Annotated in this window: 25 protein-coding genes; 4 read left to right on the forward strand and 21 right to left on the reverse strand. The window is 69.2% G+C overall.

From position 1 onward, the window contains the following. Window positions 1–27: 27 nt before the first annotated feature. A complete protein-coding gene (locus COA17_RS04000) occupies window positions 28–1,005 on the forward strand; it encodes a hypothetical protein (RefSeq protein WP_096610271.1) in 978 nt (325 codons plus the stop codon). A 133-nt stretch (window positions 1,006–1,138) separates the two neighbouring features. Here the strand turns inward: COA17_RS04000 and COA17_RS04005 are convergent, their stop codons facing one another. The 6 genes from COA17_RS04005 to dnaK all read right to left on the reverse strand — a co-directional run bounded on the left by COA17_RS04005 (window position 1,139) and on the right by dnaK (window position 9,537). Continuing rightward, window positions 1,139–2,536, reverse strand: a complete 1,398-nt coding sequence (locus COA17_RS04005) for an efflux transporter outer membrane subunit (protein WP_096610273.1) — start codon at window positions 2,534–2,536, stop codon at window positions 1,139–1,141. After that, complete coding sequence (locus COA17_RS04010; RefSeq protein ID WP_096610275.1) at window positions 2,533–3,702, reverse strand: HlyD family secretion protein; 1,170 nt, start codon at window positions 3,700–3,702, stop codon at window positions 2,533–2,535. Before COA17_RS04010 ends, COA17_RS04005 begins: the two co-directional genes overlap by 4 nt. Continuing rightward, complete coding sequence (locus COA17_RS04015; RefSeq protein ID WP_070321382.1) at window positions 3,699–5,351, reverse strand: efflux MFS transporter permease; 1,653 nt, start codon at window positions 5,349–5,351, stop codon at window positions 3,699–3,701. Before COA17_RS04015 ends, COA17_RS04010 begins: the two co-directional genes overlap by 4 nt. Before the next feature lie 60 nt (window positions 5,352–5,411). Next, window positions 5,412–6,344 (reverse strand): GTPase Era, encoded by a 933-nt coding sequence (era, locus tag COA17_RS04020; RefSeq protein WP_066492057.1) that lies wholly within the window; start codon window positions 6,342–6,344, stop codon window positions 5,412–5,414. 8 nt (window positions 6,345–6,352) lie between these two features. Then, window positions 6,353–7,489 (reverse strand): molecular chaperone DnaJ, encoded by a 1,137-nt coding sequence (dnaJ, locus tag COA17_RS04025; RefSeq protein WP_096610277.1) that lies wholly within the window; start codon window positions 7,487–7,489, stop codon window positions 6,353–6,355. Window positions 7,490–7,632: 143 nt separating this feature from the next. Beyond that, on the reverse strand, window positions 7,633–9,537 hold the full coding sequence (dnaK, locus tag COA17_RS04030) for a molecular chaperone DnaK (protein WP_096610279.1): 1,905 nt from the start codon (window positions 9,535–9,537) through the stop codon (window positions 7,633–7,635). Between the two features lie 172 nt (window positions 9,538–9,709). Between dnaK and COA17_RS04035 the strand changes: the two genes are divergently transcribed. After that, the gene (locus COA17_RS04035; RefSeq protein ID WP_066492050.1) at window positions 9,710–9,991 is read left to right on the forward strand and encodes an ETC complex I subunit; all 282 of its coding nucleotides are present in this window, start codon (window positions 9,710–9,712) and stop codon (window positions 9,989–9,991) included. 188 nt (window positions 9,992–10,179) lie between these two features. Here the strand turns inward: COA17_RS04035 and COA17_RS04040 are convergent, their stop codons facing one another. Genes COA17_RS04040 through COA17_RS04055 form a run of 4 tightly spaced genes read right to left on the reverse strand, consistent with a single transcriptional unit; the run spans window position 10,180 to window position 12,755 of the window. Beyond that, window positions 10,180–10,713: an NUDIX hydrolase gene (locus tag COA17_RS04040; protein ID WP_096610281.1), complete on the reverse strand. Its 534-nt coding sequence runs from the start codon at window positions 10,711–10,713 to the stop codon at window positions 10,180–10,182. Continuing rightward, window positions 10,710–11,375: a TPM domain-containing protein gene (locus tag COA17_RS04045; RefSeq protein WP_096610283.1), complete on the reverse strand. Its 666-nt coding sequence runs from the start codon at window positions 11,373–11,375 to the stop codon at window positions 10,710–10,712. The genes COA17_RS04040 and COA17_RS04045 overlap by 4 nt, the downstream gene beginning before the upstream one ends. Continuing rightward, window positions 11,375–12,166, reverse strand: coding sequence for a TPM domain-containing protein (locus COA17_RS04050; RefSeq protein WP_096610285.1), 792 nt, complete (start codon window positions 12,164–12,166; stop codon window positions 11,375–11,377). The genes COA17_RS04045 and COA17_RS04050 overlap by 1 nt, the downstream gene beginning before the upstream one ends. Before the next feature lie 10 nt (window positions 12,167–12,176). Beyond that, window positions 12,177–12,755 carry a LemA family protein gene (locus COA17_RS04055; RefSeq protein ID WP_066491908.1) on the reverse strand — a complete coding sequence of 193 codons (579 nt, stop codon included), beginning with the start codon at window positions 12,753–12,755 and terminating at the stop codon, window positions 12,177–12,179. 112 nt (window positions 12,756–12,867) lie between these two features. Between COA17_RS04055 and mscL the strand changes: the two genes are divergently transcribed. Then, window positions 12,868–13,335 carry a large conductance mechanosensitive channel protein MscL gene (gene mscL / locus COA17_RS04060; RefSeq protein WP_096610287.1) on the forward strand — a complete coding sequence of 156 codons (468 nt, stop codon included), beginning with the start codon at window positions 12,868–12,870 and terminating at the stop codon, window positions 13,333–13,335. Window positions 13,336–13,393: 58 nt separating this feature from the next. Here mscL and COA17_RS04065 read toward each other — a convergent pair whose 3' ends face one another. From COA17_RS04065 to hisB, 11 genes are all read right to left on the reverse strand, one after another. After that, window positions 13,394–14,950 carry an amino acid permease gene (locus COA17_RS04065; RefSeq protein ID WP_096610289.1) on the reverse strand — a complete coding sequence of 519 codons (1,557 nt, stop codon included), beginning with the start codon at window positions 14,948–14,950 and terminating at the stop codon, window positions 13,394–13,396. 95 nt (window positions 14,951–15,045) lie between these two features. Beyond that, window positions 15,046–15,438 carry an HIT domain-containing protein gene (locus COA17_RS04070; protein WP_066491916.1) on the reverse strand — a complete coding sequence of 131 codons (393 nt, stop codon included), beginning with the start codon at window positions 15,436–15,438 and terminating at the stop codon, window positions 15,046–15,048. Window positions 15,439–15,447: 9 nt separating this feature from the next. Then, window positions 15,448–15,804 (reverse strand): phosphoribosyl-ATP diphosphatase, encoded by a 357-nt coding sequence (locus tag COA17_RS04075; protein WP_066491918.1) that lies wholly within the window; start codon window positions 15,802–15,804, stop codon window positions 15,448–15,450. Between the two features lie 32 nt (window positions 15,805–15,836). Next, window positions 15,837–16,010, reverse strand: coding sequence for a hypothetical protein (locus COA17_RS04080; protein WP_420542565.1), 174 nt, complete (start codon window positions 16,008–16,010; stop codon window positions 15,837–15,839). A gap of 241 nt (window positions 16,011–16,251) precedes the next feature. Continuing rightward, the gene (locus COA17_RS04085) at window positions 16,252–16,797 is read right to left on the reverse strand and encodes a septal ring lytic transglycosylase RlpA family protein (RefSeq protein ID WP_096610291.1); all 546 of its coding nucleotides are present in this window, start codon (window positions 16,795–16,797) and stop codon (window positions 16,252–16,254) included. Window positions 16,798–16,820: 23 nt separating this feature from the next. Further along, the gene (gene hisF, locus COA17_RS04090) at window positions 16,821–17,582 is read right to left on the reverse strand and encodes an imidazole glycerol phosphate synthase subunit HisF (protein ID WP_096610803.1); all 762 of its coding nucleotides are present in this window, start codon (window positions 17,580–17,582) and stop codon (window positions 16,821–16,823) included. Between the two features lie 55 nt (window positions 17,583–17,637). Continuing rightward, window positions 17,638–17,856 carry a hypothetical protein gene (locus COA17_RS04095; RefSeq protein WP_420542569.1) on the reverse strand — a complete coding sequence of 73 codons (219 nt, stop codon included), beginning with the start codon at window positions 17,854–17,856 and terminating at the stop codon, window positions 17,638–17,640. 90 nt (window positions 17,857–17,946) lie between these two features. After that, window positions 17,947–18,696, reverse strand: coding sequence for a 1-(5-phosphoribosyl)-5-[(5-phosphoribosylamino)methylideneamino]imidazole-4-carboxamide isomerase (gene hisA / locus COA17_RS04100; RefSeq protein ID WP_176484790.1), 750 nt, complete (start codon window positions 18,694–18,696; stop codon window positions 17,947–17,949). After that, window positions 18,684–19,289 carry an imidazole glycerol phosphate synthase subunit HisH gene (gene hisH / locus COA17_RS04105; protein ID WP_096610293.1) on the reverse strand — a complete coding sequence of 202 codons (606 nt, stop codon included), beginning with the start codon at window positions 19,287–19,289 and terminating at the stop codon, window positions 18,684–18,686. Before hisH ends, hisA begins: the two co-directional genes overlap by 13 nt. Then, window positions 19,286–19,597 (reverse strand): YciI family protein, encoded by a 312-nt coding sequence (locus COA17_RS04110; RefSeq protein ID WP_066490206.1) that lies wholly within the window; start codon window positions 19,595–19,597, stop codon window positions 19,286–19,288. Before COA17_RS04110 ends, hisH begins: the two co-directional genes overlap by 4 nt. Then, window positions 19,594–20,181 carry an imidazoleglycerol-phosphate dehydratase HisB gene (gene hisB / locus COA17_RS04115; protein WP_066490236.1) on the reverse strand — a complete coding sequence of 196 codons (588 nt, stop codon included), beginning with the start codon at window positions 20,179–20,181 and terminating at the stop codon, window positions 19,594–19,596. Before hisB ends, COA17_RS04110 begins: the two co-directional genes overlap by 4 nt. Before the next feature lie 77 nt (window positions 20,182–20,258). Here hisB and COA17_RS04120 point away from each other — a divergent pair, with 77 nt between their 5' ends. Beyond that, window positions 20,259–20,744 carry an SspB family protein gene (locus tag COA17_RS04120; protein WP_066490207.1) on the forward strand — a complete coding sequence of 162 codons (486 nt, stop codon included), beginning with the start codon at window positions 20,259–20,261 and terminating at the stop codon, window positions 20,742–20,744. The last annotated feature ends 202 nt before the right edge of the window (window positions 20,745–20,946 follow it).

Consider the following 20,946-nt stretch of genomic DNA (forward strand, 5'->3'; position numbering starts at 1 on the left):
ATCCCGCGGCGGCGGCGCCCGGATGGCATGGACGATACGGCGAAGATGGATTTCAAGACGATCGCGACACGCGCGAAGGCCTGGGCCGAGACCCCCGGGGCAAAGCGGCTGGGGCGGGTGGCGCGCATCCTGTTCTTCGTCGCGATGATCGCGATCCTGCTGTTCCAGCTGCGCGCGATCGGATGGTCCGACGTGATCCGCGCACTGCCGACGCAGCCGCTGTTCTACATCCTGTTCTTCGTCAACTTCATGGTCCTGCCGTTGACCGAGGTGCCGATCTTCCGCCTGCTGCTGGGGCAGGCGATCCCCGGCGCGCTGCCGGTGCTGGTGCGCAAGCGGATCGTCAATGCGGTGCTGGTCGACTATTCGGGCGACGTCTACCTGTACAGCTGGGCGCGCACCCGGCTGGGCATCGATGCGCGCAAGCTGTTGCTGGCGGTGAAGGACAATGCGATCCTGTCGTCGCTGGCGGGAGCGATGGTGGCGGGGGCGTTCATCGTCACCTTCATCGTGCGCGCGCCGACCGGGCGGATCGCCTCATGGCTCGATTCGTCGCTGGGGCTGGTCGTCGGCGGGGTGCTGTGCGCCAGCCTGACGCTGCCGCTGCTGCTGCGGTTCCGCCATGCGATCCTGTCCACCAGCAGCCGCGTCGCGTGGCAGGTGTTCGGCATCCATTCGCTGCGGACGGTCATCAACCTGGCGATCCAGGTGGTGCAATGGGTGATCGTGCTGCCGGGCGAGCATTGGACGACGTGGCTCAGCTTCCTGACCGCCCAGTTGGTGATCGCGCGGCTGCCGTTCATTCCCAACCGCGACCTGTTGTTCATGGCGGCCGGGTTGCAGATGAGCGGCGCGCTGACCGTGTCGCGCGACGCGATGGCGGGGCTGCTGGTGGCGGGCACCGCGCTGACGCAGGGGACCAATCTGGTGCTGTTCCTGGTGACGGCGTTCTGGATGAAACCGGTGCCGGTGCCGCCGGGGGAAGAGAAGGTGGCGCTGCACTGACGCGTGCGTGGCCTTCGACTTCGCTCAGGCCGAACGGTGGGCTGCGAGCGTCATCCCAGCGCAGGCCGGGCTCTTCGTGCGATGGCGCGACGCAGGAGCCGCGGGAGGCCCCAGCCTTCGCTGGGGCGACGTTCTACCGCCGCTCCGTCACCGCCTGTACCTCCCCCGGCGACCACCCGCCGCCCATCGCCTGATAGAGCGCGACATGGGCGGTCAGGCGATCCGACTCGGTCTGCACCAGCGCGAGTTCGGCGGTGAGCAGGTTGCGCTGCGCATCGAGCTGTTCGAGGTAACCCGAATAGCCCGCGCGATAGCGGTTGGTGGCATTCCGCAGCGCGCCGCGCACCGCCGCGACCTGATCCTCCAGCGCGCGCGCCTGTTCGCGGGTGCGGCGCACCCCGGCCAGCGCATCCTCCACCTCGCGAAACGCGGTGAGCGCGGTGCGGCGGTAGGCGAAGGCGGCCTGATCGCGGCGCGCGGTGGCGGCGCGTTCCTGCGCGCGCAGCCGCCCGCCGTCGAACAGCGGCGCCAGGATGCTGGCGCCGAGCGAGAAGATCGCCTGCGGCTGCGCCAGCGCGGTCGACAGCACCAGTCCGGCCGATCCGGTGAGCGACAGGTTGGGCAGCATCGCCGCGCGCTGGCTGTCGAGCGTGCGGTCGGCGGCGACCAATGTCTGTTCGGCCTGATACAGGTCCGGGCGGCGGCGCAGCAGGTCGGCGGGCAGCCCGTCGGGGATGGCGGGCGCGGCGATACGGTCCAGCGCCAGCCCGCGCGCGATGTCGCGCGGCGTGTCGCCGGTCAGCAGTGACAGCGCATTTTCCTGCCGCGTGATCGCCAGCTGCGCGGCGGGGACGAGTTGCTGGGTCGCGGCATATTCGCCCTGCGCCTGCCGGTATTCGAGGCGCGAGGAATAGCCCGCCTCGAACCGGCGGCGTGCGATGCGCAGCGCGTCCTGCCGCGCGGCCAGCGTCGCCTGCGAGATCGCCAGCCGCTGATCGAGCGCACGCAGGGTGATATAGCCCGACGCGGCGGCGGCGGCGGTGGCGAGCCGCACGGTGTCGCGCGCGGCCTCGGTCGCGAGCAATTGCGCGCGGGCGGCGCGCGAGGCCTGCCGCAGCCGCCCGAATAGGTCGAGATCGTAGCTGGCGGTGACGCCGGGCTGCGCGCCGATCGCCCGGCTGGTGGTGCCGAATGCGGTGAGCGTCTGCCCCTGCGTTTCGGGCACCGTCCCGCCGATCTGCGGCAGCAGTTGCGCGCGCGCCAGCGCCTCCGCCGCTCGCGCTTCCTCGACGCGGGCGGCGGCGGTCAGCACGTCGACATTGTTGGCGAGCGCGCGTTCGACCAGCGCGGTCAGCTGCGGATCGCCGAACCCCTGCCACCAGTCGGCGCGGATCGGCGCGCCGGGACCGAGCGCGGTGCGCCATGCCGGGGGGGGCGCGACGGCGGCGGCATCGGGCGCCGGCGCGCGCTTGCCGGGCAGGGTGCAGCCCGCCAGCAGCAGCGCGGCGAGAAGGGCGCTGCGGCGGATCATCGCGGGGAGGGCGCGTTTCGGGTGTCGACGCGCGCCTGCACCGACATGCCGGGCCGAAGCCGCATCGCCAGCGGCTGGCCCGGATCGACGCGGATGCGCACCGCAATGCGTTGCGGCACCTTGGTGAAATTGCCGGTGGCATTGTCGGATTTCAGCACCGCGAATTCGCTGCCCGCCGCGGGGGAGATACGCTCCACCCGCCCGGTCAGCCGCGCGTTGGCGAGCGCATCGACGGTGAAGCTGGCCGGCTGGCCGACCATGATCCGCGCGGTCTGCGCTTCCTTGAAATTGGCGATGACCCAGGTTTCGGCGGGGACGAGGAACATCAGTTGCGACCCGGCGGTGACATATTGGCCGGTGCGCACGCCGACCTCGCTGAGCCGCCCGGCCTCCGGCGCGCGGATGACGGTATTGGCAAGATCGATGCGGGCGAGCCGCAGCGCCGCCTCGGCCCCCGATACGCCGGCCTGCTGCCCGCCCCGCCCGACCTCCACGGTGCGGATGTCCTGCCGGGCGATCTCGCGCGCGGCCTCCGCCTGCTGCACCTGCGCCTGCGCCTGACGCAGCGCGGCGAGCGTCTGGTCGCGTTCGCGCAGCGAGACCGAGCCGTCGGTGACCAGATCGTTCACGCGCGCCATATCGGCCTGCGCCCGCATCAATTGCGCGCGGGCGTTGGCGACGGTGGCTTCCTGTGCGCCGAGGCTGGCCTGCCGGCTGGCGGCGGACTGGCGGCTGTTGGCGAGCGTGGCCTGCGCGGCCTCCACCTGCGCCTGTGCCTGGTCGACGCGCTGGCGGTAGATGCGCTGGTCGATCTCCACCAGCGGCTGGCCGGTGCGCACGCTTTCGAAATCGCGGACCAGCACGCGGGTGACATAGCCCGACACCTGCGGCGCGATGACCGTGGTGCGCCCGCGGACATAGGCGTTGTCGGTCGATTCATATGCGCTGGTGAACGGCCAGATCCGCCACGCCGCCAGCACCGCGGCCATCCCCGCCAGCGCCAGCACCACGATCAGCGCGGTGGCGCGTACCGAGAGCTTCGGCGGGCGCCAGCCCGATCCCGCCGGCGCGGCGGTAGCGGGGGCGGGGGCGGCGGGGGCGGCGTCCTCGGCCAGCTTCTCCTCCGTGACGGGGGTTTCGGAAACGGGGGTACGGGCGTCGGTCATGCGGCAATCGTCCGATGGGCGCGCCAGCGACGGCGCAGCAGCAGGAACAGCAGGTAGCAGAAGGTCAGCGCGGCCAGCACCGCGACCAGCCGGAAGACGTCGTCATAGGCGAGCACGTTCGCCTCCCGCGTGGCGGTTTGCGACAGCAGCGCGCCGCCCTCCGCGCTGCGCAGCCCCGGATCGCCGACGACGCGCGCGACGCCGCTGGCGCCGGCCTGCAACCGGGCCTGCACCTGCGGATCGGTGGGGTCGACCGCCTGCACCAGCGCGGCGCTGTTCGCCTTCTCGCGGATCGTCTGGTACGTGCCGAGCAGCGCGGTGCCGCCAAGGCCGCCCAGCGAGTTGATGACCCCGAATAGCGCGATGAAGCTGATGATATGCCCGCTGCCGCGTTGCAGCGCGCGGGTCATTCCGAACAGCAGCGACGGGCCGAGGAAGAAGGCGGCGGAGAAGGCGATCACGCCTTGCGTCACGTAGAATTGCGGCGCGCGCGTCAGGCTGGTGGAATAGGAATCGGCCCAGGCGGCGATCGCGACCAGCCCGATCGCGAGCATGACCGAATGGGTCAGTTTCTCGACGTTGATCGTCATCGCGCTGGCGACGACCCCGGCGGCGGTGGCCAGGAAGATCAGCGTGAACAGCCCGGTCAACTGATCGTTGTTCTGCCCCAGCACCGTCAGCAGCCCGACCGCGCCATAGCTTTGTTCGGACAGGACGATCCGCGCCATGACGGTGACGATCGTGAAGCGCAGGATGTCGGCGCTGCCCAGCCAGCGGGTGTTGATCAGCGGGTTGGCGCGGTGATGCTCGATCACCAGCGCGGCGGCCAGCATCGGGATCGCCGCCAGCAGCGCCCAGCCGATCCACGCCGCCTGCGTCCACCACACGATCCGCCCCAGCCCCAGCACCGCCGCGAACAGCGCGGTGGCGCCCGCGAACAGCGTGAAGGTGACGAAGTCGAGCGGCTCGAACGCCTTCTGCCGCTCGGTCGGGGGCAGGCGGAAGGCGAGGACGGCGGCCAGGCTCATCGCCGCCATGCCGAGTTCGAACAGATAGAGCGTGCGCCACTGGCTCATCGCCAGCAGTTCGGGCGAGAACAGCCGGGCGAGCGGGGTGGCGCATTGCGGCACGCCGATGCCGACGACGATCGCGCGCAGCCGCCACGGCGCCGGGAACGCCTGCATGAAATAATAGAGCGCGAAGGTGCTGAGCGCGGCGCCGGCCATGCCGCTGGCGGCGCGGACCAGTATCGCCGAGGTGAAATCGTTGACGAACAGATGCGCCAGCGTCAGCGCCAGGTACAGCGTCAGGAAGATCACCGCATAGGGACGCAGGCCGAACTGCTGGCGGAACTTGATAAGCAGCAGGTTGATGCTGACGTTCGTCATCACATAGACGGTCGGCAGCCACGCGATCTCCGCCGGGTCGAGCCCCAGCGACCCCGCCAGCGTGACGGTGTTCGCCGCGACCAGCGCGTTCCCGAACCCGCCTGTCAATCCCAGCAGCACGCCGGTCAGCGCATAGGCGACCTGCCGCCGGCGCGGATGCGCGGGGGAGCCGGGCGAACCGGGCATGGCCGGCCGTTCATGCGGGGCATAGGCCCAGGTCTCCTCGGACAGGAAAGCGCGCACCCGCGCGGCAAGGGTCATGGCGGCTGATGCAACGCAGGGGCGTAACGAATTGTTGCCTGCCCGACAGCAGGCCGAACGTCATTCCACCCAGTCCAGCCCGATGTCGCGATAGACGCCGCGATCCTCGTCCCAGCCGGGCTTCACCTTGACGTGCAGATAGAGGTGCACCGGCCGGTCGAGCAGCACCGCCAGTTCGGCCCGCGCGCGCGCGCCGATCTCGCGGATGCGGGTGCCGCCCTTCCCCAGCACGATCGCGCGCTGCGTCGGGCGTTCGACCAGGATCTGCTGGTGGATTTCCGCTGACCCGTCCTCGCGATCCGAGAATTTCTCGGTCTCGACCACGCTGGCATAGGGCAATTCGGCGTGGAGTTGCAGGTACAATTGCTCGCGCGTCACCTCCGCCGCGAGCGCGCGTTCGGAGGCGTCGGAGACCTGGTCCTCCGGGTAATGCCACGGCCCCGCCGGCATCGCCGCCGCCAGCGCGCGCTTCAGTTCGGGCAGGCCGTCGCCGGTCTGCGCGGAGATGAAGAACGTCTCCGCGAAGGGGAGGATCGCGTTGAGCCGTTCGGCGTGGGTGAGCAGCTTGCCCTTGTCCGCCAGATCGACCTTGTTGAGGATGAGGTAGATCGGCTCGCGCCGGCCCGTCAGCCCCTCGGCAATTTCGGTCACCTTGGGGCCAAGTCCGCCCTTGCCGTCGACCACCAGCGCGATCACGTCGGCGCCCTCGGTCCCGCCCCAGGCGGCCGCGATCATCGCGCGGTCGAGCCGGCGGTGCGGCTCGAAGATCCCGGGCGTGTCGACCAGCAGCAGCTGCGTGTCGCCCTCGATCGCGACGCCCATCAGCCGCGCGCGCGTCGTCTGCGCCTTGGGACTGACGATCGCGACCTTCTGCCCGACCAGCGCATTGACCAGCGTCGACTTGCCCGCATTGGGCGCGCCGACCACCGCCACCAGCCCGCAATGCGTGGCGGGCGAATGTTGCGAATGTTGAGACGTCGGCGGGGTATCCATGCCCTCGGTCATTCGCCGGCGAACGCGTTCTTGAGGCGCGAGAAGAAGCCCTGGCTCTGCGGGCATTCGTCGCCGGTCTCGGTCTCGCGGAATTCCTCCAGCAACGCGCGCTGGCGGGTGCTGAGCCGGGTGGGGGTCTCCACCTCGACCTGAATCACCAGATCGCCGTGGCCGCGCCCCTGCAGCACCGGCATGCCGGCGCCGCGCTGGCGCAGCTGCTTGCCCGATTGGATGCCGGCGGGGATCTTCACCTCGTGACGGCGGCCGTCGAGGCCGGGGATCGACATGGTGCCGCCCAGCGCGGCGGTGGTGAAGCTGATCGGCGCGCGCGCGAACAATGTCGTGCCCTCGCGCTCGAAGATCGCGTGCCGCTTCACATGCAGGAAGATGTAGAGATCGCCCGGGGGGGCGCCGCGCGCGCCCGCCTCGCCCTCGCCGGTCAGGCGGATGCGCGTGCCTTCATCGACGCCCGGCGGCACGTTGACGCTGAGCGTCTTGGTCTTTTCCACGCGACCCTCGCCGCGGCAGTCGGGGCACGGATCGGTGATGACCTCGCCCGAGCCGTGGCAGACCGGGCAGGCGCGTTCGACCACGAAGAAACCCTGCTGCGCGCGGACCTTTCCGGCGCCCTGGCAATGGTGGCAGGTGTGCGCGTGGGTGCCGGGTTTCGACCCGGTGCCGTGGCAGCTGTCGCAGGCGGCGGAGATGTCGATCGTGATCTCCGTCTCCTTGCCGTGGAACGCTTCTTCCAGCGACACTTCCATGTCGTAGCGCAGGTCTGCGCCGCGGCGCGCCTGACGCCCGCCGCCGCCGCCGCGTTGCCCGCCCATGAATTCGCCGAAGACGCTTTCGAAAATGTCGGAGAAGCCGGCAAAATCCTGCGCGCCATGGCCGTGGCCGCCGCCGCCCATCCCGCCGTTGCGGAACGCGGCATGACCGAACCGATCGTAGGCGGCGCGCTTCTGCGGATCCTTCAGGCAGTCATAGGCTTCGCTGACCGCCTTGAACTTCGCCTCGGAATCCTTGCACCCGGCGTTCTTGTCCGGGTGATATTTCATTGCAAGCTTGCGATACGACGACTTGATCGTCGCGGCATCCGCGGTGCGCTCGCACTCGAGCAGTTCGTAATAGTCGATTTCGGTCATCTGCAACCTAAGCCCTCTCCCCTCTGGGGAGAGGGTTTGGGTGAGGGGCGGCCACGGACGCTGTCGCGCATTGTGCGGTCACCCCTTCTCACTACCCCTCTCCCAACCCTCTCCTCGCCGGGGAGAGGGCTTTACGGGAGACCTCACTTCGTTTCGTCGACTTCCGAGAATTCGGCGTCGACGACGTCCTCCTTGGGCGCGTCGCCGGCCGTTGCGCCACCCTGCGGCGCCGCTTCGGCCTGCTGCTGCTTTTCGTAGATCGCCTGACCCAGCTTCATCGCGACCTGCGCCAGCGCCTGGCTCTTCTCGTTCATCGCCTCGGGATCGCCACCCTCGACCGCCGCCTTGGCAGCGTCGATCGCGGACTGGATCTCACCCTTGAGCGCATCGTCCACCTTGTCGCCGTTGTCGGCGAGCTGGCGTTCGGTGGTGTGGATCAGCGATTCGGCGTTGTTCTTCGCCTCGGCACCGGCACGACGCTTCTTGTCCTCCTCGGCGAACTGTTCGGCATCGCGGACCATCTGGTCGATGTCGGCATCCGACAACCCGCCCGACGCCTGGATGCGGATCTGCTGTTCCTTGCCCGTCCCCTTGTCCTTCGCGGACACGTTGACGATGCCGTTGGCGTCGATGTCGAACGTTACCTCGATCTGCGGTACGCCACGCGGCGCGGGCGGAATGCCAACCAGATCGAACTGGCCCAGCAGCTTGTTGTCGGCCGCCATCTCGCGCTCGCCCTGGAAGACGCGGATCGTCACTGCCTGCTGATTGTCGTCAGCGGTGGAGTAGGTCTGCGACTTCTTGGTCGGGATGGTGGTGTTGCGGTCGATCATGCGCGTGAACACGCCGCCCAGCGTCTCGATACCCAGCGACAGCGGGGTGACGTCGAGCAGCAGCACGTCCTTCACATCGCCCTGCAGCACGCCCGCCTGGATCGCGGCGCCCATCGCGACGACCTCGTCCGGGTTGACGCCGGTGTGCGGATCCTTGCCGAAGAACTGCTTCACCACCTCGCGCACGCGCGGCATGCGGGTCATGCCGCCGACCAGCACGACATCGGCGATCTCGCTGGCACTGAGGCCGGCGTCGGAAAGCGCCTTCTTGCACGGCTCCAGCGTCCGCTTGATGAGGTCCTCGACCAGCCGCTCCAGATCGGCGCGGGTGATCGTCTTGACCAGATGCTTCGGGCCGTTCTGGTCGGCGGTGATGAAGGGCAGGTTGACCTCGGTTGACTGCGCCGACGACAGCTCGATCTTCGCCTTCTCGGCGGCTTCCTTCAGACGCTGGAGCGCCAGCTTGTCCTTGGTGAGGTCAATGCCCTCATCCTTCTGGAAACCCTGCGCCAGATAGTCGACGATCTTGTTGTCGAAATCCTCACCGCCCAGGAAGGTATCGCCGTTGGTGGCCTTCACCTCGAACACGCCGTCGCCGATCTCCAGGATCGAGACGTCGAAGGTGCCGCCGCCAAGGTCGTAGACCGCGATCGTCTTGCCATCCTGCTTTTCGAGGCCATAGGCCAGCGCCGCGGCGGTCGGCTCGTTGATGATGCGCAGCACCTCAAGGCCCGCGATCTGGCCGGCGTCCTTGGTCGCCTGACGCTGGGCGTCGTTGAAATAGGCCGGGACGGTGATGACCGCCTGCGTCACCGTCTCACCCAGATAGGATTCGGCGGTTTCCTTCATCTTCTGCAGCGTGAAGGCGCTGATCTGCGACGGGCTGTATTCCTTGCCGCCCGCCTCGACCCAGGCGTCACCGTTCGACCCGCGCACGATCTTGTACGGGACGAGCTCGGTGTCCTTCTTGGTGACGGGATCGTCGAAGCGGCGACCGATCAGGCGCTTCACCGCGAAAATGGTGTTGTCGCCGTTGGTGACGGCCTGGCGCTTTGCCGGCTGGCCGATCAGCCGCTCACCATCCTTGGCGAAGGCGACGATCGACGGCGTCGTGCGCGCGCCTTCCGCATTCTCGATCACCTTGGCCTTGCCGCCTTCCATGACCGCGACGCAGGAATTGGTGGTGCCGAGGTCGATACCGATAACTTTTGCCATGAGTGCTTTGCCTAGCCCCTACGAACGTAAAACGATGTCGGCGGCGCCCCGTTATGGCAGCGCAACCGCGTTGACCCGTGGCGATATAGGTGGCGTGTTCCGCGCCGCAAGATTGCGTTCAATGTGAAGGGAACCGTTGCCTGTCCCGTGCGTGGATCGTAGAGGAGCCGATATGCAGAAAGCCCGCATCTACCAGCGTCCCAAGAACGCCATGCAGTCCGGCAAATTCCGGACCGATCGCTGGCAGCTCGATTTCGAGCCGGCCGAGCCGAAGCAGGCCGATCCGCTGACCGGCTGGGCCGGCAGCGGCGACACGCGCGACCAGATCCGGCTGGGCTTTCCGACGTGCGAGGCCGCGATCGCCTATGCCGAGCGCGAGGGGTTGCCGTACACGGTGATCCCGACGCCGACGAAGACGCTCAAGCTGCAGAGCTACGCCGACAATTTCCGGTAGGGTCGTGCGGGTCCGGCCGTGGCCGGGCCACGAGGGCGGCGCGGGGCAGGAGTTGCGGGGAGGCCCCAGCCTGCGCTGGGGCGACGTTCCTGGCAATGCGTCATCCCGGCGGAGGCTGGGATCTTGTGGCGCAGGCGGTAGGGTAGTGGCGGAGAAAGGCCCCTGCCTTCGCAGGGGCGACGATTGGCTCAGACCAGCGTATCCGCCAGCAGCAGCAACAGCTTGACGTCGATCGCCACGCCCTCGGCGCGTTTCGCGGCGACGAACGATGCGACCTCGGCGCGGGGCACCAGATGGACGGCAATGTCCTCGTCCCCCGTGCCGCCGCCGTCGGCGACCTTCACCACATCATGCGCGCGCACCAGCGTGAAGCCTTCGCTGACCATGCCCGGCGAGGCGTGGAAGAAGCCCAGTTCCTCGACCCGCGCGGCGCGATAGCCGGTTTCCTCCTCCAGTTCGCGCGCGGCGGCCAGCGCGACCGGTTCGCCGGCCTCCTCGTCCCCGACCAGCCCGGCGGGCAGCTCCAGGCAGCGGCGGGCAAGGGGGACGCGGAACTGCTCGACCAGGATGACGCGGTCCTCGGCATCGAAGGCGAGGATCACCGCCGCCTGGATGCCGCGCGCGCGCGCCACATATTCCCAGCGGCCCTGGGTGATCGCCTGGATGAAGCGCCCCTCCCAGCGGACCTGGGCGGGCAGTGCGGCTTCTTCCTCCAGCGTCATAGTTCGATCACCCGGTCCGGCAGCTCGTTGGGATTGTCGGCGGTCTTCGGGAAATGCTCGGCCAGGATCGCGCCGATCGCGGTGACGGCGGCAACCATCCCGTCGCCCGCGCGCCCATCGCGCACCGCCGTCACCAGCGCGGCCATCGCCTCGCCCCAGCGTTCGGGCGGGACCGCGCGATGCACGGCGGCGTCGGTGACGATCTCCGCGACATGTTCGTCGGTGGACAGGTACAGCAGCACCCCCTCATGCCCGGCGGTGCGGCTTTCGGTGCCGACGCGGAACAGCTCCACCGCGCGGCGGCGGACGCGGCGCGCCTTGGTGCCGCGCGGGGTCAGCGCCAGGCGCAGCGGCGTCCAGGCGAGCGCGTAGCGGACCGCCAGGAAGGCGAGCGCCTGGACGATCAGCAGCGCCAGCAGGTCGCGCCCCAGATCGGCTTCCTCCCACCCGCGGTCGAACGGGGTGAAGATGCCCGGTGCGACCGCGCCGATCGCGGTCATCGCCAGCACCGCGATCACCGCATAATGGAGCGCGACGTCGTGATAGGCGTCCGACCGCTGGGTGACGATCGTGACGATCTCGCCATCGGTGCTCGCCTCCGCGGCGGCCACCGCGGCGGTGACGGCGTCGCGCTCCGCCTCGCTCAACACCAGCCGTGCCATCACCAGTCCCCGCTCGCGCCGCCGCCGCCGAACGACCCGCCGCCGCCGGAGAAGCTATCGTTGCCGCCGCCCCACGACGATCCGCCGCCGCCGCCCCAGTCGCTGCCCCAGATGATGACCGGGGGCATGCCGCCGCCGCCGAAGCGCCGACCGCCGCGCCGCCCGAACAGCATCGGCAGGACGATGAACACGACCACCGCGATCCAGAAGGCCGCGACCATCCAGTCGCCGATGCCGTCCTTCTTCTTGACGCGGGTGGCCGCCGCCTCCTGCGCGCGCTTCTCGGCCGCCTCGGGCGGCGCCTTGAGCTGGTCGGCGATCGCCTGCGCGCCCGCGACGATCCCGCCGGCCATGTCGCCGTCACGGAAACGCGGCAGGATCGTCTGGTTGATGATGACGCTGGCGAGTGCGTCGGTCATGATCGGTTCCAGGCCGTAGCCGACCTCGATCCGCACCTTGCGCTCCTTGGGCGCGACGATCAGGATCAGGCCGTTGTTCGCGTCCTTCTGCCCGATCCCCCAGGCGCGGCCGAGGCGATAGCCGTAATCCTCGATCGCATAGCCCTGAAGATCGGGGATGGTCGCGACCACCAGCTGTCGCGACGACGCCTTCTCCGTCTCGGCCGACAGTCGCTCCAGCTGCTGCACCTGCGCGGGCGACAGCAGGTGCGCGTCATCGACCACGCGCCCGGTCAGCTTCGGAAAGGACGGTTCCGACGGCGCCTGCGCCAGCGCGGGCAGCGCGAGCGCGGCCAGCACCAGTGCCAGCAGCGCCCGCAGCCAGCGTGTCATCCGGCCCGCCTCAGGCGCCGAAGTTCACCGTCGGGGCGGTTTCCGCGCCGGGCGTGGTCGCCTGGAACGGGACCATCGGCTTGGCGCCGTAGAAAATCTTCGCGCCGACCGCGTCGGGAAAGGTGCGGATGCGGGTATTATAGGCCTGCACCGCCTGGTTGTAGTCGCGCCGCGCGATGGTGATGCGGTTTTCCGTCCCCTCCAGCTGCGATTGCAGCGACAGGAAGTTCTGGTTCGACTTCAGGTCCGGATAGGCTTCCTGCAACCGCTGGAGCGACAGCGTGACGGCGTTCTGCGCGCGTTCGAACTGCTGCACCTTGGCCGGGTCCTTCAGGTCGTCACCCGACAGCTGGACGCGGGTGGCGCCGGCGCGCGCCTCGGTCACGCGGGTCAGCACGTCGGATTCCTGCTTGGCATAGCCCTTCACCGTGCTGACCAGATTGGGGATCAGATCGGCGCGGCGCTGATATTCGTTCTGGACGTCGGCCCAGCGCGCCTTGGCGGTTTCCTCGGCGGTGGGGATGCTGTTCAGCCCGCACGCGGCCAGCGGCAGCGCGAGCGCAACGGGGGCGACATAGCGACGGATCATCGTGACAAGCTCTCCACTGTCTGTGTCACGCATATAGGACACCCGCGAGGGATCGTGAATGCCCGCCGGATGGTTTATTTCGGCACGGCAACAGTGAAGAAAGGGGAGCGGCATGCTCAAGGATTTCAGGGCGTTCATCGCGCGGGGCAACGTGCTGGACCTCGCGGTCGGCGTCATCATCGGCGGCGCGTTCGCGACGATCACCAAATCGCTGACCGATGACGTCATCATGCCGGTGGTCGGCGCGATCTTCGGCGGGTTCGATTTTTCGGCCTATTTCATCCGGCTGGGCGCGATTCCGGCGACGTACACCGGATCGCCGGACAGCTATGCACAGCTGAAGGCGGCGGGCGTGCCGCTGCTGGGCTATGGCGAGTTCATCACCGTCGTCATCAACTTCGTGATCCTGGCGTTCATCGTCTTCCTGCTGATGCGCAGCGTCAACAAGCTGGTCGCCACGATGGAGCGCGAGAAGGCCGCCGGCACCGCCGAGCCGGCCGCCGAACCCGCCGAGGTCGTGCTGCTGCGCGAGATCCGCGACGAGTTGAAGAACCGCGGCGCCACGCCCCCGGCGGCGTGACGCGAAAAGGGCCGGCGGATCGCTCCGCCGGCCCCGTTTTTCGACGATCGCGGTGCGATCAGTGCGTGCCGGGAGTCATCGACGGGTCGTCGACGACTTCGATGATGCCGCGGCCGACATGGCTGTGGCTGCGGCTGTAGCCGAAATAGATCACCATCCCGATCGCGCCCCAAACCGGCAGCACCAGCATTGCGGCGGTGGGCAGGTTGAAGAACAGGAACACGCAGCCCAGGATTGTCGCCGGCCCCACCAGGAACAGCGCCGGGGTGCGGAAGTTGCGGGGGTGATGCGGCGCGGTGCGGCGCAGGATCATCACCGCCACCGCCACCATCATGAAGGCGTAGAGCGTTCCGGCATTGGCGATATCGGCCAGTTGCCCGACCGGCAGGAAGGCGGCGGCGAAGGCCACGCCCACGCCCGTGACGGCGGTGACGATGTGCGGTGTCTTCCACTTGGGATGGACGGTCGACAGCCGTTCCGGCAGCAGCCCGTCGCGGCTCATCACGAAGAAGATGCGCGTCTGACCGAACATCAGGATCAGGATGACCGAGGGCAGCGCCAGGAAGGCGGCGATGCCGAGCATGTTGCCGACCTTGGACCAGCCGATTGCGCGCAGCACATGCGCCAGCGCCTCGTTCGAGCAGACCAGCGCATCGCGATAGGCCGGCAGCGCGCACTGACGCGCCAGTTCCTCCGACCCGGCGGGGAAGGGGATGCCGTTCGGCCCCATGATCGGCTGTCCGCCGATCGTGCCGATCGCACCGGCGGCGACCAGGATGTAGAAGATGGTGCAGAACAGCAGCGACCCGATCAGCCCGATCGGTACGTTGCGCTGCGGGTTCTTGGTTTCCTCGGCGGCGGTGGAGACCGCATCGAAGCCGACATAGGCGAAGAAGATCGTCGCCGCCGCGCCCACCGCGCCGACGCCCGACCCGAATCCGCCGAACACGCCCGCGGGCAGGAACGGATTGAAGCGCGCGGCATCGAAATGGTCGCTGGGCAGCGTCAGGATGATGAACGCGGTCAGCGCCGTCACCTTGATCGCGACCAGCACCGCATTGACGCGCGCGCTTTCGGTCGTTCCGATCATCAGCAGCCAGGTGATGAGCAGCGCGATGACGACCGCCGGCAGGTTGATGAGCCCGCCCGGCGCGCCGCCCAGCGCCAGCGGCGCCGCCGACAGCCATGTCGGCAGATGGATGCCGAGGAACTGGTTGAGGATGGTGCCGCTGAAATAGCCCGACCAGCCGACCGCGACCGCGCTGGCGGCGACCGCATATTCGAGGATCAGCGCCCAGCCGACCGTCCAGGCGAGCAATTCGCCCATCGTCGAATACGTATAGGTATAAGCCGACCCCGCGACCGGGATCATCGCCGCGATCTCGGCATAGCAGAGCGCGGCGACGATGCAGATCGCGCCCGCGATCGCGAAGGCCAGCATCAGCCCCGGGCCCGCTTTCTGCGCGCCGGCGGCGGTGAGCACAAAGATGCCGGTGCCGATGACGCACCCGATTCCGAACAGGGTCAGCTGGAACCAGCCGAGCGTGCGGTGAAGCGATTTCTTCTCCGCGGTGGCGAGAATCGCCTCGAGAGGTTTGACGCGCCCGAAAATCATGAAATTCCTATCCCCCCGGGGAGTGTGATGGCGGGGAGCCTAGCGTCACTTCACGCCCGCGCAATAGTGTTGCGCGGACGTGACGGTATCCCGTGTTACTTTCGGCCGTCGTTCTCGACCAGCATCGGGCCGAGCGGGCGCCCGGCCATGATGTGGACGTGGAGGTGCGGCACCTCCTGATGGCTGTCGCGACCGGCGTTGGCGATCAGGCGATAGCCGGTTTCGACCAGCCCGGCGTCGCGCGCGACCTTGCCGATCGCGCGGGTGAAGGCGGCGATTTCGGCATCGCTGGCGTTGGCGGAAAAATCGTCCCAGCTGACGTAGCGGCCGCGCGGCACCGCCAGCAGGTGCGTCGGCGCCCAGGGCGCGATGTCGTGGAAGACGACGACATGCTCGTCCTCATACACGCGGCGCGACGGGATCTCGCCGCGCAGCAGCCTGGCGAAGATGTTGCCGTCGTCATAGGGCTGGGTCGCATCGACGCTCATCGGATCACCTCATTCGGGGCGGAAGGAGAGGGGCAGGCCGTTCGCCGCGGGCGTGCGCGCGGCCTTTTCGTCATGGCCGCTGGTCCCTTCGCGCCGCGCCAGTTCGGCGCGCACCTGGTCCAGCGTCAGCCCGGCATCGGCGAGCAGGACGAGCAGGTGATAGATCAGGTCGGCGGCCTCGGGCACGATCGTCGCCGGATCGTTGCCCATTGCGGCGATGACGGTTTCGGTCGCTTCCTCGCCGATTTTCTGCGCGATCCGCGCGCGGCCGCGCGCGAACAGCGAGGCGGTATAGGAGCTGCCGGCGTCGGCGCCCTTGCGGGCGGCGATCGTGGCGGCGAGGCGATCAAGGATATCGTCGGCCATGGCGCGGCGGGTGCCCGCTCGCGTGGCCGCGGTCAATCCTTGCGGTGATGACGGCGGCGAAGCGCGCGGCGCGTCAGCCAGATCGCGAGCGCGGCCATGACGAACAGCGCGACGTCCGACAGCGCCGGGCCGGTGGCGGGCGCGACACGGCCGTCATGCCCGCCTTGCGCCAGCGCGGGGCCGATCAGCAGTAGGATGAGGAACACGCTGCGCATCGCCGGCGGGGGTAGCGGGGGGATGGTTAGCGGGAGGTTACGGGGGGCATTCGTCCCATCGCGAGGCGCCCGCCTTCGCTGGGGCGACCTTTGGGGATGGATGTCCTTCACCCCCCATCCGTTCGTGCTGAGGAGAGGCTGAGCCTGCCGGAGCCTCGTCTCGAAGCACCCTTCGAGACGCCGTTTCGACAAGCTCAATGGCTCCTCAGGGCGAACGGAGCGGACGGTCGACTTACGGCGCCAGTCCCAGCGCGCGGCGGCCGGTGTCGAGCTGCGCGCGCAGGTTGGCGATCGTCGCGGGGGAGGCGGGCGGGCGCGGGGCGGCGGGCTTGCCGGCGCGCAGGCGGGCGCGGTCGCGCTCGGGCGGGTCGACGACGCGCACGCGCACCGCGACCTGCCCCTGCGGGCGGACGCCGAGTTCCTCCGCCGCGCCGCGCGACAGATCGATGATCCGCCCGGCCGCGAACGGCCCGCGGTCGTTGACGCGCAGCAGGATGGTGCGCCCGGTGTCGAGCGCGGTCACCTCGACATAGCTGGGCAGCGGCAGGGTGGTGTGCGCCCCGCTGATCGCCTTGGCGCGGAAGCGTTCGCCATTGGCGGTACGTTTGCCCGATTCATTGCCGTACCAGCTGGCATAGCCGAGCATGTCGTACGTCGGGTCGGCGGCGGGGGTGTAGGTGGTGCCGCGCACCTGATAGGGCTTGCCGATCCGTACCGGCCAGTCGCTGACCGGAGCGTAGCGCCCGCCGCATGCCGACAGCAGCATGGCCATCGCCATCGCCGCGGCGGCGCGCGGCTGCCTCAATGCGCGCGCACCGGCACGCCGGCGGCGGCGAGCGCCTGATGCGCCTGCGCGACGGTGGCCTGCCCGAAATGGAAGATCGACGCGGCGAGCACCGCGGAGGCGTGACCTTCCGTAACGCCCGCCACCAGATCGTCTAGCGATCCGACCCCGCCCGACGCGACGACGGGCACCGACGTGCGGTCGGCGATCGCGCGGATCAGCGCCAGGTCGTAGCCGTCGCGCGTGCCGTCGCGGTCCATCGACGTCACCAGCAGCTCGCCCGCGCCCAGTTCGGCGAGGCGCAGCGCGTGCGCGACCGCGTCGATTCCGGTGGCGCGGCGGCCGCCGTGAGTGAACACCTCCCATCCCTCGCCGCTGCGGCGCGCGTCGATGCTGGCGACGCAGCACTGGCTGCCGAAGCGTTCGGCGATATCGGCGACCACTTCCGGCCGTGCAACGGCGGCGGAATTGACCGCGACCTTGTCCGCCCCGGCCAGCAGCAGCGCGCGCGCATCCTCGGCGGTGCGCACGCCGCCGCCGACGGTCAGCGGCATGAAGCAGACCGCGGCGGTGCGCCGCACCACGTCGAGGATCGTGCCGCGCGCCTCATGACTGGCGGTGATATCCAGGAAGCACAGTTCGTCCGCGCCGGCCGCGTCATAGGCGCGCGCCTGTTCCACCGGATCGCCGGCGTCGATCAGGTCGACGAAATTCACGCCCTTCACCACGCGGCCGCCGGCGACGTCGAGGCAGGGGATCACGCGGGCGCGGACGGTCATGCGCCGCTCCATGCCCGCGCGGGCGGTGCGGGGCAAGCATCGCTTGCCCCGTCGATCAGCGCGGCGCGGCCTGCGCCTTTGCCTTCGCCTGCTTGGCGTAATGGTGGTGCATCGCCGCGCAGCCGGCCATCGCGCCCATCACGGCATGGCCCTTGCCGACATAATGGCCGGCGACCGCACCGGCGGCGGCGCCGCGCAGGCAACCCTTGGCGAGCGCGGGCGAGGTCGAGGCCACCATCAGCGGCAGCGCGATCAGAACGGCGAAACGCTTCACAACATCCTCCATCACTGGTGATGGCGGAAGATACGCCGCGCGGGGCGGCGTGTTGCGTTACAAGTTGGTCATTCGACGGTCGGGCGCCGGTCAGGCGGCGGCGGCGACGCTGAGCGCGGCGGCAAGGTCGAGCCGGCCATCGTAGAGCGCACGGCCGGTGATGACCCCCTCGATCCCGTCGCGCGCGTGCAACGCCAGGACGTGGATGTCGGCAATGCCCGCCACCCCGCCGCTGGCGATCACGGGAATGTCGACCGCCCGCGCCAGATCGACTGTCGCCTCGACATTGCAGCCCTTGAGGAGGCCGTCGCGGCCGACGTCGGTGAACAGCACCGCGGCGACCCCGGCATCCTCGAACCGGCGGGCGAGGTCGACCGCGCTGGTGGTCGAAACGTCGGCCCAGCCCTTGGTCGCGACCATGCCGTCCTTCGCATCCACCGCGACGACGATCCCGCCCGGGAAGGCGGCGGCCATGTCGCGGACGAACTGCGGGTTTTCCAGCGCGGCGGTGCCGATCACGACGCGCGCGACGCCCAGGTCGAACCACGCCTCCACACTGGCGGGGGTGCGGATGCCGCCGCCCAGCTGGACGTGGCCAGGGAAGGCCGCGACGATCGCGCGCACCGCATCGCCGTTGACGCTTTCGCCCGCGAACGCGCCGTCGAGGTCGACGACGTGGAGATGCCCGGCCCCCGCCTCGGCGAACAGCGTCGCCTGGTGCGCGGGATCGTCGCCATAGACGGTGGCGCGCGCCATATCGCCCTCCGCCAGCCGAACGACCTGCCCGGCCTTCAGGTCGATCGCGGGGAAGACGATCAGCGGGGCGGTCACGGCTTCCATGCAAGGAACCTTTCGAGCATCGCCAGCCCGTAACGCTGGCTCTTTTCGGGGTGGAACTGCACGCCGACGATCGTGTCGCGCGCGACCGCGGCGGTCACCGGGCCGGCATGGTCGGTGGTGGCGACGACATTCGAACCGTCGAAGGCGTAGCTGTGGAGGAAATAGGCCTCGCCCGGCACGATCAGCGGGTGGTCGCCGAGGGGGACGACATCGTTCCAGCCCATGTGCGGCACCTTCGCGTCGCTGCCGGCGGTGTCGATGCGCCGGACGGTGCCGGCGATCCAGCCGAGGCCCGCGTGGGTGCCCAGTTCCTCACCGGTATCGGCAAGCAATTGCATTCCGACGCAGATGCCAAGGAACGGCGTGCCGCCGTCGATGACCCGCGCGCGCATCGCATCGACCATGCCGGGGATGGCGCGCAACGCCGCGGCGCACGCACCGAAGGCGCCGACGCCCGGCAGCACGATCCGCTCGGCGCGCGCGACTACGTCCGGGTCGGCGGTGACGGTGAGGTCGGTGCAGCCAGCGGCACGCAGCGCGTTTTCGACCGAGTGAAGGTTGCCGGCCTGGTAGTCGATCAGCGCCAGGGTCATGCCAGCCACTCCCGAACTGCGGCGGCGGCGAAACGGGCGTCGAACGCCACGACCTGCGCGGTGGCGACGCCGCTGGTCACGAACGGATCGGTCGCCGCGATCGCCTCGACATCCTCGCGGGTGCCGCGCGCGACGATCACCCCGCCGGTGCGCGGATCACGCCGCCCGGCGACCAGGAACGCGCCGCCCGAAAAGGCCGCTTCGAGCCACGCGACATGCGCGTTCATCTGTGCGTCCACGTCGGCCAGCGGGCGGATATAGTCGAGCAGGATGACGCACAGCGCGCCGCTGCTGCGAAACGCGCTCACAACGTTCCCTTGGTCGACGGGATCGCGTCGGCCTTGCGCGGGTCGATCTCCACCGCCTGGCGCAGCGCGCGGGCGAGGCCCTTGAACGCGCTTTCGGCGATGTGGTGGTTGTTGTCGCCGTACAGCGTTTCGATGTGCAGCGTGATGCCGGCGGCCTGGGCAAAGCTGTGGAAGAAATGCTGGAACATCTCGGTATCCATCTCGCCCAGCCGGGTCTGGGTGAATTCGGTCTTCCACACCAGCCACGGGCGCCCGGAAATGTCGAGCGCGACGCGGGTCAGCGTTTCGTCCATCGGCGACAGCGCGTCGCCATAGCGGCGGATGCCGCGCTTGTCGGCCAGCGCCTGCGCGATCGCGCTGCCCAGCGCCAGCGCGGTGTCCTCCACCGTGTGGTGCTGGTCGATGTGCAGATCGCCGTCGCAGGTCACATCCATGTCGATCAGCGAATGGCGCGACAGCTGTTCGAGCATATGGTCGAAGAAGCCGACGCCCGTTGTCACGGCATAGGCGCCGGTGCCGTCGAGGTTGACGGTGACGGCGATCTTGGTTTCGCTGGTGTCGCGGCGGATCGTGGCGGTGCGCATGATGGGCAGCACCCCATAACGATGCCGCGCGTCCAAGCAACCTTGACCCCGCGCATCATGGCGCTACCCAAGGGGGCATGAACGACATGCTGCCCGACAGCCTGATCCCCTATGACGAAATCGTGCAGGAAGCCCTGCGCGCGGTGGTGGGCCGCGTGCTGGGGACGGTGGCCGAATCGGGGGGGCTACCGGGCGAGCACCATTTCTACATCACCTTCAAGACGCAGGCGCCCGGCGTGGACATTCCCGCCCGCCTGATCGAGCGGTTCCCGGACGAGATGACGATCGTCCTGCAGAACCGTTTCTGGGACCTGACGGTGGACGACCGGCGCTTTTCGGTCGGGCTCAGCTTCAACCAGGTGCCGTCGAAGCTGGTGATCCCCTATTCGGCGATCACCGGATTCCACGACCCCGCGGTCAATTTCGAGCTGCGGTTCCAGGCGCAGGAAGGGCCGGAGGACGGCCCCGGCGGGCACGACCCGGCCGAGAACGACGGCCCCCCAGCCGCGCCGGTGGAGGACGGATCGAACGTCGTCGCGGTGGATTTCAAGCGGAAGAAGTGACGGTGCGAGCGACACAGTTTCTGTGTCGGTTGCGCGGCAACGCACCGTCACGGCCGGCGCGCCAGGGGCGCGTCCGACGTCACGGGATTCATTCCCGTGACGTGGCGATGGGGTGAGTGGGTGACGCGAGGCCCGCAACCTCCAGCCGTTCGTGGAGAGGAGATTCTGAGCTTGTCGAAGCCGCGTCTCGAAGCACCGCCGC

The sequence above is a fragment of the Sphingomonas ginsenosidimutans genome (genome assembly GCF_002374835.1).
Classification (GTDB): Bacteria; Pseudomonadota; Alphaproteobacteria; order Sphingomonadales; family Sphingomonadaceae; genus Sphingomonas; species Sphingomonas ginsenosidimutans.